This window comes from Caulobacter sp. GW822-FHT07D08 (assembly GCF_058798735.1).
On sequence record NZ_JBXAKU010000022.1, the window covers coordinates 53,776 to 66,470 of the forward strand.

General features: G+C 67.7%; 16 protein-coding genes. 2 read left to right on the forward strand and 14 right to left on the reverse strand.

All coding sequences use genetic code 11. The annotated features are described in order from the left end of the window. Positions 1-105: 105 nt before the first annotated feature. The 11 genes from AC1RJ9_RS25260 to AC1RJ9_RS25310 all read right to left on the reverse strand — a co-directional run bounded on the left by AC1RJ9_RS25260 (position 106) and on the right by AC1RJ9_RS25310 (position 9,155). Complete coding sequence (locus AC1RJ9_RS25260; protein WP_492840973.1) at positions 106-690, reverse strand: SCO family protein; 585 nt, start codon at positions 688-690, stop codon at positions 106-108. Next, entirely contained in the window at positions 687-1,184 is a 498-nt protein-coding gene (locus AC1RJ9_RS25265) for a copper chaperone PCu(A)C (RefSeq protein ID WP_492840971.1), read from the reverse strand. The genes AC1RJ9_RS25260 and AC1RJ9_RS25265 overlap by 4 nt, the downstream gene beginning before the upstream one ends. A 38-nt stretch (positions 1,185-1,222) precedes the next feature. Beyond that, positions 1,223-1,417 carry a hypothetical protein gene (locus tag AC1RJ9_RS25270; RefSeq protein ID WP_492840969.1) on the reverse strand — a complete coding sequence of 65 codons (195 nt, stop codon included), beginning with the start codon at positions 1,415-1,417 and terminating at the stop codon, positions 1,223-1,225. After that, positions 1,414-1,986 carry a DUF2244 domain-containing protein gene (locus AC1RJ9_RS25275; protein ID WP_492840967.1) on the reverse strand — a complete coding sequence of 191 codons (573 nt, stop codon included), beginning with the start codon at positions 1,984-1,986 and terminating at the stop codon, positions 1,414-1,416. Before AC1RJ9_RS25275 ends, AC1RJ9_RS25270 begins: the two co-directional genes overlap by 4 nt. Before the next feature lie 72 nt (positions 1,987-2,058). Further along, a complete protein-coding gene (locus AC1RJ9_RS25280) occupies positions 2,059-2,487 on the reverse strand; it encodes a DUF2946 family protein (protein ID WP_492840965.1) in 429 nt (142 codons plus the stop codon). A 159-nt stretch (positions 2,488-2,646) separates the two neighbouring features. Beyond that, positions 2,647-3,048 (reverse strand): hypothetical protein, encoded by a 402-nt coding sequence (locus AC1RJ9_RS25285; protein ID WP_492840963.1) that lies wholly within the window; start codon positions 3,046-3,048, stop codon positions 2,647-2,649. 36 nt (positions 3,049-3,084) lie between these two features. After that, positions 3,085-4,221 (reverse strand): PepSY-associated TM helix domain-containing protein, encoded by a 1,137-nt coding sequence (locus AC1RJ9_RS25290; protein WP_492840961.1) that lies wholly within the window; start codon positions 4,219-4,221, stop codon positions 3,085-3,087. A gap of 73 nt (positions 4,222-4,294) precedes the next feature. Next, positions 4,295-6,451 (reverse strand): TonB-dependent receptor, encoded by a 2,157-nt coding sequence (locus AC1RJ9_RS25295; protein ID WP_492840959.1) that lies wholly within the window; start codon positions 6,449-6,451, stop codon positions 4,295-4,297. A gap of 78 nt (positions 6,452-6,529) precedes the next feature. Further along, positions 6,530-6,889 (reverse strand): DUF2946 family protein, encoded by a 360-nt coding sequence (locus AC1RJ9_RS25300; RefSeq protein WP_492840957.1) that lies wholly within the window; start codon positions 6,887-6,889, stop codon positions 6,530-6,532. A 228-nt stretch (positions 6,890-7,117) separates the two neighbouring features. Next, positions 7,118-7,726 carry a response regulator FixJ gene (fixJ, locus tag AC1RJ9_RS25305; protein WP_492840955.1) on the reverse strand — a complete coding sequence of 203 codons (609 nt, stop codon included), beginning with the start codon at positions 7,724-7,726 and terminating at the stop codon, positions 7,118-7,120. Then, complete coding sequence (locus AC1RJ9_RS25310) at positions 7,719-9,155, reverse strand: PAS domain S-box protein (RefSeq protein ID WP_492840953.1); 1,437 nt, start codon at positions 9,153-9,155, stop codon at positions 7,719-7,721. Before AC1RJ9_RS25310 ends, fixJ begins: the two co-directional genes overlap by 8 nt. A gap of 260 nt (positions 9,156-9,415) precedes the next feature. Here AC1RJ9_RS25310 and AC1RJ9_RS25315 point away from each other — a divergent pair, with 260 nt between their 5' ends. Then, on the forward strand, positions 9,416-9,757 hold the full coding sequence (locus AC1RJ9_RS25315; protein WP_492840952.1) for a hypothetical protein: 342 nt from the start codon (positions 9,416-9,418) through the stop codon (positions 9,755-9,757). Between the two features lie 37 nt (positions 9,758-9,794). Here the strand turns inward: AC1RJ9_RS25315 and AC1RJ9_RS25320 are convergent, their stop codons facing one another. After that, the gene (locus AC1RJ9_RS25320; protein WP_492840950.1) at positions 9,795-10,178 is read right to left on the reverse strand and encodes a response regulator; all 384 of its coding nucleotides are present in this window, start codon (positions 10,176-10,178) and stop codon (positions 9,795-9,797) included. Between the two features lie 344 nt (positions 10,179-10,522). Here AC1RJ9_RS25320 and AC1RJ9_RS25325 point away from each other — a divergent pair, with 344 nt between their 5' ends. Next, complete coding sequence (locus AC1RJ9_RS25325; RefSeq protein ID WP_492840948.1) at positions 10,523-11,179, forward strand: helix-turn-helix domain-containing protein; 657 nt, start codon at positions 10,523-10,525, stop codon at positions 11,177-11,179. Positions 11,180-11,549: 370 nt separating this feature from the next. On the opposite strand, the gene AC1RJ9_RS25330 is transcribed toward AC1RJ9_RS25325, so the two are convergent. Continuing rightward, entirely contained in the window at positions 11,550-12,401 is an 852-nt protein-coding gene (locus AC1RJ9_RS25330; protein WP_492840946.1) for an oxygen-independent coproporphyrinogen III oxidase, read from the reverse strand. Positions 12,402-12,430: 29 nt separating this feature from the next. Further along, positions 12,431-12,598 carry a cbb3-type cytochrome oxidase assembly protein CcoS gene (ccoS, locus tag AC1RJ9_RS25335; protein WP_492840944.1) on the reverse strand — a complete coding sequence of 56 codons (168 nt, stop codon included), beginning with the start codon at positions 12,596-12,598 and terminating at the stop codon, positions 12,431-12,433. Positions 12,599-12,695 lie beyond the last annotated feature (97 nt).

Sequence of the window (12,695 nt, forward strand, 5' to 3'; positions counted from 1 at the left end):
CGCCCCGATCCGATCAGACCGGAGACATAGCCATCGGTCTCCAGCCGACTACCGCGTCGACCCGTCCCTCCGGCGCGCCCTGAAGGCCGCCACGGGACTGGACAGCTAGGGGGGTATCAGGGCCTTCAACGCGTTGAGGCCGACTTCAGGCGGGCCGCCGTAGCCTATGGGCGAGACGAAGCGGCCCTTGGCGTCGAACAGATAGATCGCCGAGCTATGGTCCATGGTGTAACCGCCGCCCTCGATCGGCACCTTCTCGTAGTAGACGCGGTAGGCCTTGGCGGCCTGGGCGACCTGCTGGGGCGTGCCCGAAAACCCGCGGATGTGCGGATCGAAGTTGGACAGATATTCCTTCATCACCGCCGGGGTGTCTCGACCGGGATCGACCGAGACGAAGACCACGTTGAGCTTGTCGGCCTTGGGACCCAGGGCCTGCAGCCACTGGGTCATCTGGGCCAGGGTGGTGGGGCAGACCTCGGGGCAATAGGTGAAGCCGAAGAAGATCGCCGTCGGCTTGCCCAGCAGATCCTTGTCGGTGACGGCGCGTCCGTCCTGATCGACCAGGCTGAAGGCGCCGCCGATCGACGACGGCGCCAAACCCTGTGGCCGCATTGTCCAGAAGATCAGCAAGGCGACGACCAGCACGCCGATCGCCGTCAGCCCCAGGGTGACTTTTGTGGTCCGGTTCACATCTTCATCCCGGGCATGTCGTGATGGGAAGGCGCGGCCGGCGCGGCGCCGGTCGCCTGCACGTCCAGGGCGGTCTTGACCGGGCCCGCGCGTTCGAAGGTCAGGGTGACCGGCACCTGCTCACCGGCCTTGAGAGGGCGTTTGAGACCGATCAGCATCAGGTGATAGCCGCCGGGCTTCAGGGTCACGGTCTGACCCGCGCCGATCACAAGGCCCCCGGCCACGGGACGCATGCGCATGACGCCCCCGGTCATCGACATTTCGTGGATTTCCAGCTTGGCGGCGACGGGCGTCGAACCGCCGACCAGACGGTCGGGCGTCTTGCCGGGGTTGGTGATGGCCAGATAGCCCGCCCCCGTCGTCGCGCCGGGCGGGGTCGCCCGGCTCCAGGGGTGAGAGATCTCGAGGGGCGATGCCGTCTTTTGCGCGGCGAAGGCGGGAGCGATGACCATCGCTCCGGCGACGGCGATGCAGAAAACAGAGGTGATCTTCATTGGTAGGGTCCTTTGAGGTGTGAAGCAGGAGATCGGCGTTAGGCGCGGTGGTTCAGGAACGCGGTGACGGAGGCGCTCGAAGCGCGACCCGCGCCGGGACAAACGCAGGCCTTGGTCGCGATTGGGGCCGCCGCCGCCGCCGTGGCCTGGCTCCGAGGCAGGGGCAGGGCCAGCGCGATGATCGTTCCAAGGAGGACCGCGAAGGCGGCGGCGAGGAGACGGACGCGGATCATGGGATCCTCCTGAAAGGCGTGTGTGACGGGAAGGGAGACAGGGCGGCGGGGACGAGAACGGGCTGGCGGGCGGCCAGGCCGCCACGGTGTGCCCGCGCCAGGGCTTCGGCGAGCAGGGCCGCTACGTTGTCGCGTTCGGCCGGGGAGAGCATGTCGGCGATGGTGGCCGAGCGCCGCCGATGGCGTAGGCGCAAGGCCTGGCAGCCGAAGTCTGGATCATCATCGCGCTCCAGTCGGGTCCAGGCGGTGGGAATGCGATCCTCGACGATCTGCGAGATGCCGTCGGCGCGCAGGATCCGGATGGTGTCGGGTTCGACGACGACCTCCTCATAGGCTCGGCCGCGGCGGGCGATGACGAAGAAGGCGAAGGCGAGAAGACCCGCATCGAGCGCCAGGAATGGGGCGATCGGCCAGTAACCCTGACTGATGAACAGCAGCGAGACGGCGAGCGAGGCCGCGCCGAACACGCCGATGGCGACGGCTTGGCCTTGACGTGTCAGCGAGCGGCTGGGGGACAGGTGGACGTGAAGCAGGGGAGGGGGTGCTGGGGTCGTGGATGGCGATGACATGGAAAACGTCCGCATGAAGTCTGACGACAGGCGCGAGCGCGCGAAAATGCGACGCCGGCGCGGCGAAGGCGATCAGAGCGTCAGAGGCGGACCGGTGGCGGGCGGTGGTGGCGCGCAGAGCCCAAGGCCCGGCCTCAAGCCTGTTGGTGGCGGCGTCTTGTCGGTCGCGCCGATTACGACGCACCGCGCCACGCCAAGCGCGCTTGGCGGCAGCGGCCCCGTCGCGGTCGCGGAGAAGCCGCAGTGCGCGCCATGGCGCGTCTCGCCATCGTCCTTGGGATTGTGAGCAGGCCCATCCACCAGTCGACCGTCGGCGGCGATGAACCTGGTGACCGGTCCTTGGCCAGAGCACAGCACGATCGGCGACATGGCGCCGGTCTGGGCCGTCGGCGCGATCATGAACCCCGGCGGCGCCAGGATCCGCACGGCCAGCGCCAGGCACGTCAGAACGAAAGCCGTTCGCGCCAGGAGTCGAGCAAGCATGGGGATCAAGGCGGTCATTTCGCCAATGGAACTCCCGAGGCCGCGCGGGCGATGGGTTGGCCGAGAACCCTTGCGAAAACGCAACTCACGACCGCACCAACAGGCTTGCGCCCACCTGGCGGAGATGTGGGATCAACGTGGTCATGTGTTCGAGACGCCATGAGGCAAGAGGAACCTTCAGCTTCGCGCTTGCGAGACGCGCGCCAAGGCCTCGGCCTTGTTTTTGAACTCGACCATCATCTTGAGCATGGGCGCCTTCACCTCCGGCGGCGCCGTCTGCATCGATCCGGCGTTGAACGGCGGGTGGGGTTCACGGTTGAAAAGGCGCCGCCCCGCAGCGACATAGCCGCCGAATTCACCCGAGGCGGCGACCGGCGCGCCGTAACCCTGCCGCTGGCCAGTGATGAGGACCTCGCTGACCCAGCTTTGGCCGCCGGCGGTCTCTCTGTAAGGCGTCGGAGCCTTGGCCTTGTCGCTGGACGTCGTGGCGTCTTGTGAATGGGCGGCGCTTGCGGCGGTGATCAGGCAGAACGATGTCGCGGCCAGGAGCGCGGCGCGACGGTTGATGAAGACGGGCATGGGAGCTCTTCCGAGAAAAGGTTGAAGGGCGAGACGTCAGGCTGGTCGGCGCTTGGCGGCGCGGCGCCTTCGCCAGCGAAGAAAGCCGGTGATGAACAGAGCAGGGGGCGCGAGGCCGACGGCGATGGCCAGGACACGCGTCGAAAGACCCGCGACCGAACCGTCGTGCAGCGGCCTGATCCAGTTGCTGACCGTGGTCGAGGTCGTGCCCTCGCGAGCGTCGAGAACGGCCAGGACCGCGCCCGAATATTGGTCGACGAAGACGAAGCTGTAGGGAAAGCGGTGGGTCGGATCGCCGGGGACCTGGGCTCGGAACCGGAACACGCCATCGCCCGGCCCCGGAACATCGATCCAGGCGATGCGGCCGTCAGGCAGCGCCCGATGGGCCGCCGCCAGGGCCTGCCCGATCGAGACCTGGCGCCCGGCGATGACTTTCGAGACAGGCGCGGGGACCGCGACCACGGGGGCGACGAGCTTGGACAGCAGCCAGGTCTTCTCGGCCGGCAACGCCAGAAGCGCCCCGGTGGCCGAGAGGATCAGCAGCAGCGCCAGACTGGCCAGGCCGACCAGCTTGTGAAGATCGTAGAGCCTGCGCGTCGGCGAGGTCGCGCGCTTATAGGCCAGGGCCTTTCGCCAACTGCCCCGCGGCCACCATGTCAAAAGGCCCGTGGCCAGCAGGAACAGGGTCGCCACGCCGGTCCAGCCGACGACGACGTTGCCAAGGTCGCCGGCCAGGAAGTTGCGGTGAACGTCGTAGAAGAAGGTCATCAGGTAGTCGCCCCAGCGCGCCTGGCGCAGGACCTGGCGACCATCGGGCGTGAACCACACCATCAACGGATCGGCGTGACTGTGACCGGCCGCGTGTCCCTCGGTCGGCGCGTAGTAGCGGGCCGGAATAGCGCCGGGCTTGCCGGTGACCTCGAACGACCACTTGCCCGTCGCGTCCGGCCACTGTGTCCGGGCGGTGGCGAGCGCCTGGTCCCATACGGGCGAGGTCCAGTCGGGCGCGTGGGCGCTGGTCGCCACGCGGATGCCCGGATGCAGCCAGGCGTCGAGCTCAATGTAGAACACGAGCGCCGAACCGGTCACGGCCAGCACCGCGAAGGGCAGGCCCAGAACAAGGCCCAGCCAAAGATGGATCCGTCGAAGCAAGGATCGGGCGTGAACGGTCACGGTGTTGCGGGTCCTGAGGCTGACGGCCTGGGAAGACCCGCCGGCCCCTTGAAGGGCCGGCGGGTGGTTCGGCTTAGAACTTGCGCAGGAGCGAGAGCTCGACGCTGCGCGGCTCGCCCAGGAAGACGAGGTAGGACGCGTACCCCGACCAGTCGGCGTAGAGCTTGTTGGTCAGGTTGCGGCCGCGAAGGCTGAGCGTGCCGAACGGCGCGGCCCAACTGACCGAAGCGTCCAGCAGCGTGTGGGCCTCGACCTTCACCGTATTGGCGTTGGCGGTGAAGAAGTCGCCGCTGTAGCGCACCGCGCCGGTGAAGGTCAGCGGCAGGGCGCGCGGCGCGTAGGTCACGAGGAGGTCGGCGAGCTTTTCGGGAACGTTGGCCGGCCGGTTGCCCGCGCGGTCGGCGCCGCCGGCCTCGATCAGGGTGTCGAACTTGGCGTCCAGGACCGTCGCGGAGAGCTTGGCCTTCAGCGCTTCACTCACCGCCCACTCGGCCGACACCTCAACGCCGCGCGAGGTCTGGCTGCCGCCCTGCACCGTCACCGCCGGGTTGGTGGGGCTGCGGGTCAGGATGTCGTCCTGGCGGATGTGGTAGGCCGAGGCGGTGAGCTGCAGGCGGTCGTCGAAGGTCAGACCCTTGATCCCGACCTCGTAGGAGTCGCCCATGCTGACCTTGAAAGTCGCGTTGGTCGCGCTGAGGAACAGGACGCCGCTGACCGGCGTCGCCGCGCGCGTGTACTGACCGTAGACCTGGGTCTTGGGCAGGAGGTTGTAGACCGCTCCCAGGCGCCAGGAGACGGGGCTGTAGTCCTGGCCATAGCGCGTGACCGCGCCGGTGGTGGCGTTGAGCACGCGGCGGTCCAGCGAGAACCTGTCCAGGCGCGCGCCGCCGACCAGCAGCAGGTCGGGCGTCAGGTTGTAGGCGTCCTCGACGAACAGCGCCTTGGAGTCGACGTCGGCCCAGACGTTCTGGCGGGTCGAGAAGTTGGCGGTCGTGTCGGCGGGAAACAGGCCCCGGACCGTCGCGTAAGGGTCGACCGAGGTCGTCGTTCCAAACCGGCGCACCGTGAAGAAGTCGGTGCCGCCCAGCTCCGCGCCCACGGTGAAGCGGTTGCGGCGGTCGGCCAACTGGCCGTCATAGGCCGCGTGCAGGCGCAGGCTCCAGAACTGGTGATCGTGGCTGATCTTTGTGGTGGCGCGGTCGAAACGGCCGCTCGCGCTGTTGAAGCTGTAGTCGTCGCTGTCGCGCCATAGCCGGTCGGCGTCGTACCAGCTGCTGTCGCTGACCAGCGTCCATGCATCGCTGAGCTTGTACGCGGCGCGGACCCGCAGCCACACCGACTGGGAGTCCATCAGGCCATCGGTCGTGTCATAGTTCTTGCGACGCAGCGCCTTGTCGAGGACCAGACCAGCCGAGCCCGAGACGAGGTCGGAGGGATCCCGGGCCGCGGCGGCCGGCACGAGCGGCGTGCCATAGTAGGCGGTCGAGAAGCGGTCCTCGTAGTAGTCGGCCGACAGCGTCACCGAGAAGCGATCGGTGGGCGCCAGCAGAACGGCCAGATTGGCGGCGAAGGTGCGGGAGTCGGTGTCGTCGATCCAGCCGCCCGAGCGCGACCAGGCGACATCGCCGCGCACGGCGGCCTTGTCGCCGACCGGGGCGTTGAGGTCGGCGGCCAGGCGGTAGCTGTCGCGGCTGCCGGCGCTGGCGAAGGCCTCGCCAGAGCGCCGGCCAAGCACCGGCCGGCGCGGCACGAAGTTGATGGCGCCGGCCAGGGCGCCTTCACCGGAGGTGACGGAAGCCGGGCCCTTGATCACCTCGATCCTTTCGAAGGCCCAGGCGTCCCAATTGCGAACGCCCGCATCCGAATTGGGCATGCGCACGCCGTCGTAGAGATAGTTCACCGCGCGCTGGAAGCCGCGCATCGACACCGAGCCGACCGAGCCCGGCAGATTGCCCGAGACGACGCCGGGCGCGGCGTTTAGGGCCTCGATCGCGGTCCTCAGGCCCTGGGCCTGAATGTCCTCCTGGGTCAGCACCTCGATGGCGGCGGGAGTTTCGCGCTCGGTGAGGCCAAGGCGGCCGGCGATCTGGGTCTGGAGATTGAACGAGCGGCCGGTGACGACGACGCCTTCGACCTTGTTCTGGTCCACGTCGAGGACGGCGTCGGCGCGCGCCATGACCGGGAGCGCGGCGCCGACGAGGGCGCTCGTGGCGAGCAGGAGAGACTTCATGTGAGATCCTTCGGCGCGCATCGGCGCCGTGAGCTGAACTGATCGGCAGGACGGGCCCGGCGCCAAGGCGCCAGGGCGTCAGATCAGCAGGCTGGGAGGACCTCGGGCGGGAAGCGGCGGCGCGGCCAGACCGCGCCCCGGCGCCAAGCCCTTCACGGGGCGCGCCGCCGGTTCGACATAGACGGCGAAAGTGACCGCCTGGACGGTGATCGCGCTGGGCGCGACCGTGGCCGCGCCATGACCCGCGAACGGGCAGGGCTGGTCGTGCGACGGCTTTTCGGACGGGGCCCTTTTGTCGTGGCTCATCGGGTCGCCGGGTTCGACGACCATCGCGCCCTGCCCAGTGCAGATGACCACGGAGAACGGCAGGCCGTTCGTCGGCCCCGGCGCTGTCATGAAGCCCGCCGGCACCAGCACCTTCAGCGCAACCGCTATCAACGCCAACGCAAGGAACGCAGCGCGCATCAAGGGCCAGCGGTGGGACGCCGATCGAGTCACGCGATGCGCTTTAGCCGAAGACCGGGTGGCTGTCGCCTACGCTTGATCCCGTACGTCCTCGGCGTCCGTCTGTCGCCTGCGCTGCCCTGCACGTCGCGGCTCGCGCGGGTGGACAGGGTGCGCTCGCCTTGGTGATCGGCGCGAAGCCGCCACTGACGCGCCGCCGTGTCAGTCGCGATCCCGGACCGACAGGGCCATGCGCACCAGTTCCGAAAGGCTGCGCGCCTGCATCTTGCCCATGAGATTGGCCCGATGGATTTCCACCGTTCGCGGGCTGATCCCCAGGTCGAAGGCGATGACCTTGTTGGCCTTGCCTTCGACGAGGCCGTCGAGGACCTCTCGCTCGCGGGGCGACAGCGCCGCCAGACGCTTCCGCGTCTCGATCAGAGTGGTGTCCTGGTCGCGCTGGGCCTTGCCTTGCGCCAGGGCGGCGTTGATCGCCGCGAGCAACTGGCCTTCCTCGAACGGCTTTTCGATGAAATCGACGACCCCGGCCTTCATCGCTTCGATCGCCAGCGGAACGTCCGCGTGGCCGGTCATCACAATGACCGGCGCGCGATCGCCGCGCGCCTTCAGGCGACGAACCATCTCGACGCCATTCATTTCGGGCATGCGTACATCGGTCAGGATGCAGCCCCCCTCGGGCGGCGAGGCCTCCAGGAATTCTACTGGCGAGCTGAAGACGCGGAACGGGATGCGATTGACCCGCAGCAGAAAGCCGAGGGAGTCGCGGATGGCTTCATCGTCATCGATGATGTGCACGACGCCGTTACTCAAGACTCTGGTCTCCTTCCACGATCTTCAGGGTGAACCTGAACGTCGCTCCGCCGCCGGGCGTCTCCTCGGCCCACAGCCGACCGCCGTGCGATTCGATGATGGTTCGTGAGATCGAAAGTCCCACGCCCATGCCGTCGCGCTTGGTCGTGACAAACGCGGCGAACAGATTGTCGATGATTTCCGGCGCGACGCCAGGTCCAGTATCGCTCACGGAGACGACAGCGTCTTGGTCGGCGCGTGATACGCTGATCTTCAGGTCTCGGCGAGGGCCGTCCGACATGGCTTCGATGGCGTTGCGGATCAGATTGACGATGACCTGCTGGATCTGGACGCGGTCGGCCAGAACGCGGTCGGTCTTGATGTCGTAGTCGAAGCGCACCCCGACCCCGAGCTCCCGCGCGCCGATGAACGCCAGGGCCGCAGCTTCCTCGACCATACGATTGAGGCTCTCTACCTGTCGCTCCGTTTCGCCGCGCGCCACGAAGTCTCGCAGACGGCGGATGATCGCGCCGGCGCGAAGCGCCTGCTCCCCGGCCTTGTCGAGCGCGCCATCGAGGGTGTCGCGGTCAATGTCGGTCTCTTCGAGAAGGCGGCGCGCGCCCTTCAGATAGTTGGCGATGGCCGACAGCGGCTGATTGATCTCATGCGCCAGCGCCGAGGCCATCTCGCCCATTGAGGTCAGCCGGGCGATATGGACGAGCTCGCCCTGAAGCTCCTGCAATCGGGCCTGGGTGCGCTGGGTCTCGGTGAGGTCGCGTACGAAGCCGGTGAAGAACCGTTCCCGGCCTGTCCGGATTTCACCCACCGACAACTCCATCGGAAAGGTCGAACCGTCCTTGCGCTCGCCGATGACCACGCGACCCAGGCCGATGATCCGGCGCTCGCCGGTGCCGTAGTAGCGCTGCAGATAGCCGTCGTGCGCCGACCGGTAGGGCTCGGGCATGAGTCGATTGACGTTCTGGCCGAAGATTTCCTCCGGGGTCCAGCCGAACAGACGGACGGCCGTCGAGCTGAACGAGCGCACGCGCCCCGCTTCATCGATCAGCACCATGGCGTCGGGCACGGTGTCGAGGATGGAGGCCAGATGGGCTTCGCGCAGCAGCAGATCGGCCGTCACGGCGTCGGCCCGTTTGCGGGCCGTGCGAAAGCGCTCGCCGCCAAAACAGATCCCCGCGCTGACCGCCACGAACAGCAGCGTCCCGACCGCGTCGCCGAAGTCAAAGCCGTTGTGGCGCAGGTTCACGAGGAGAAGGCAGACAAGACTCAGAGCGCAGGCCAAAAGGCCCCCGGCCGCGCCGCGATAGGCGGAGGCGGCGACCACGGCCGGAAAGAAGAAGAGATAGAGGCCGCGATCGCCCAGGATCGGTTCGAACAAGACGCGCGCGATGATCCCGGCGACGACCAGCGCGGACGCGATGCTCGCGGCCATCGCCCATTCCCGAGCGGCGTTAGTCCGAGTGGAGTTGGGACGCGGCGGCGTGAATTCGTCGATGGTCGTCACTCCGCGCGTGGCCGGTCGGGCAGCCGTGGCTAGTCCGGGATTCCCCTTAGGGGCAGTCCAGATGTTTCCGACAGTCGGGCCGGCGTATCAAGCTCAGGCGCACCCGGCCCGCCGCCGGGTCACCCCCGTCAGGCGGAACAAGATCCGTGTCCTTGCCCTTGAGTTTAGCCCAGTCGCCTCGCGTTCTCGTGATCGACGAGGATGCCGCGCTTCGTCAAGCCTTGAGCTTTTCCCTGGGTCTCGAGGGCTACCGGGTGGAGACCTTCGCCGCCACGCCGACCTTTTTCGCCCGCCTGCGCGCAGGCGCGGCCGAGGCGGTGATCATGGGGCACGCCGCGCCAGCGATAGACGCGCTGGCCCTCATCGAACTGGTGCGAGGGCTCTTTCCCGACATCGTCATGGTGGTGACCGCCACGCATCCCTCCGCGGACCTGCGGCGCAAGGCGGAACAGTCGGGGGCCTTGCTGATTGAGAAGCCACTGCTGGACGATGACCTGGTCGATACCCTGCGCGCGGCGCTGACGCGCTGAGTGCGCCGAGCTTGTCGGGCCGCCCGCGGCGGCGCTGTCAGGCTTGAGCGCCTTGCGACGATGCGACGCGCGCCATTCGGCGCTCGATCTCCGCGGGCAGTTCGAACGGGTCGAAGGGTTTGCCGAGGATGGCGACGGGGCCCAGGGCCTCCAGCGCGGCGGTGCGAGGGTCGAAGCCCGAGGTCAGGAAGACGACAGGCGCGCCGGACAAGGCCTCGTCGCGCACGGCGCCGACAAATTGCGCGCCGTTCATGCCGGGCATCGTCACGTCGGAGATGATCAGGTCGACAGGATGGGTGCGCAGATGGTCCAGGGCGGCCGGACCGTCCTGAAAGGACAGGACGTCGTGACCGAGGCGTCCCATGCTGATTTTGATCAGTTCGCGAACCAGTTGGTCGTCATCGACGTGAAGAATGCGCATTGTAGACCTTCCGGCGCTCGACGAACGATGCTCGCGATGCCTAGCGTCACCATGCCTGGGGTTTGTCCACACTCGGTAAGATTACCTAAGTGGACAATCCGTCGCACCTGAATGGGACTCCAACAACGACAGGTCGAATCCGAGGAGGCGCGGCATTGCGCCGAAAGATTGGGCGTCTTTGATCTTGGGGGCTCGTTCCGGCTTTTCCGATTGTGTTCGCCATCTTTGAGCGTGTGCGAATTGGTCGCGGGTCAAGGCGTCGAAATGAGTTCGACTAGGTAGGTTTCCTAATAGTGGGCGTGACCCTCTCGTCCCTAATCTTCTGAAGAGTTTTGGGGGAAGTCATGCCGTTTCAGGTCTTGATCAGTTCGGCTGCGGGTACGTCCGCCGACCTCGCCGCGCAGGCCGCCTTCGATCGCCTGGCGCGCACGACGCGCTTCGGGGCGGGGGACGAGATCTTCGCCCAGGAGGGCCGGGCCACCGACTACTATCGCGTGACCAAGGGCGTGGTGCGCAGCACGCGGCTGCTCGCCGACGGTCGTCGTCAGGTCAGCGAGTTTTATTTTCCGGGCGACATGTTCGGACTGGCGCTGGGCGCGACTCACAGCCACGCGGCCGAGGCCCTCACCGACTGCGAAATCGCCCATGTACGGCGCCAGGCCCTCGCCGTCGCCGAGGATGGGGCGCTTATCGAGCGGCTGATCTGGACGGTCACTAGCCTGCAACTGGAACAGGCCCAGGCGCGCATGGTGATCTTGGCGCGGCGCAACGCCTACGAGAAGGTCGTCTTCTTCCTGAGCCAGATCGCCCGGCGCAGCGAAGGGGCGTGGGCCAACCTGCCGATGTGCCGCCAGGATATCGCCGACTATCTGGGACTCACGATCGAAACGGTGTCGCGCATGCTTACCCAGTTGCAGCATGACGGCCGCGTGGCGCTGGACGGTTCACGACGCTTCACGATCACCCGCCCACGCTTCTCGGCGACAGATTTGGCCGCCTGACGGCCTCCCATCGATTCCGGGTTAGCCGACCGGGTCCGGGACCGACGTCGGATCCTCGACCAGATCGCACCGAGCGATGCACTCATGGACCGCCAACAGGCTTCCGGTGCCTAGGTTGAGGCAAAGACGAACGTTCGCGGGCGATGCCGATGATCGCAAGGCGGGAAATCTCCCTTTTGAGCCATCCTGAGCCGTCCAGCGACCAGCGCGTTGACGATCATCAAGTCCCGCGCGGTGTCCGCCCCCAAGCGGGGCGGACACGGGACGGGCGGCTGGCTTGAGGCGGAAGGGGAGGCGCCTTCCCGCCGAACGGTCGCTCGGCGGGAAGGTCTTGCGCGAACGGGCAATCATGCAACCCGCTCGCTCAAGGTCAAAGTTGTCGCGACTGGCCCGACGAGGCGACCGACGGGTCAGGGTCGACCTCGGCCTTCGGCGCCCCGCCATTGATCTTGGCGTCCTTGACGGGCGCGGCCCGCGCGCCAGCGCCGATGACGATGGGGGCGTGTTCGGATCGGTCGACGCCGTTCGCGCCGGTGGCGGCGGGATCGTTTCCGGGCAGGGCGAAGAGGCCGCCGCCGATATCGTGATAGCCGGCGCGTTCGAGATAGGCGCGAACCTCGCGCGCCGACCGGGCCGCGCCGGGAACCTCGCCCGTCTCCGCGCAAGCCGACAGCCGCAAGACGTCAGGCGCCGAGCGAACGATCTGGCGAACGTCCGCCAGCGCGCTTCCCGTCAGATCGAAGGCGACCCCCAAGTCGACTTCCAGCACGGGGACGTGGGCGTCCCGCAAGGCCGCTATCGCCTGGGCCAGGGTCGCGAGCTCGGGCCGGTCGCCGCCGGCGTCGCCTCCCGCGGGTGGCGAAATGCTGAACCGCGCGCGGCCGACGCCGTGGAACGCCGCGGCGCTCGCCCAGGCGCTGGACCAGGCCGAAAGATCGATCTCGGCGACGCTGATCGCGCCCGGCGCGAACCGAAAGACATGTCGCAAGGCTTCGAAGAGCCGGACCATGCCGTCGCGGGTCAGGCGATTGGCCGCGCCGCTCAGGAGGACGCCGCGCGTGCGCCGCGGCGAAGGAAGAGCCGCTTCCAGCTGGATCAGTTCCTCGATCAAGGCGTCGACGCGCAGGTCGGCCGCCCCTGGCGTGAGCATGGCCTCGACCGGCAGGCGAACCACAAGGTCGGCGGTCAGGCCGGAGTCGCGCGCGGTAAGGACGTCGAGCATGGGGATACTCCCTGTGGCCGGCCAGGCGGTCAGAGCGGATCGGCGGGCGGCTTGTCGTCGAGATGGTCGTAGAGGATACGGGCGGCGTCGCCCTTGGGGTCGTCGTACTGGCCCGAGCGCATGGTCCAGAAGAAGGCCAGCAGGCCGATGGCGCCGAGCCCGATCGACGCGGGGGCCAGGAAGAGGATGATGTTCATCGACGACACCCTTTCAGGCCGGCCCGGGCGGCGGCTGAGACCGCCGTCCGGTTTTCGGTTTTGGGTTTGGTGTTGTCGATGAGGGTTGGCATGGCCG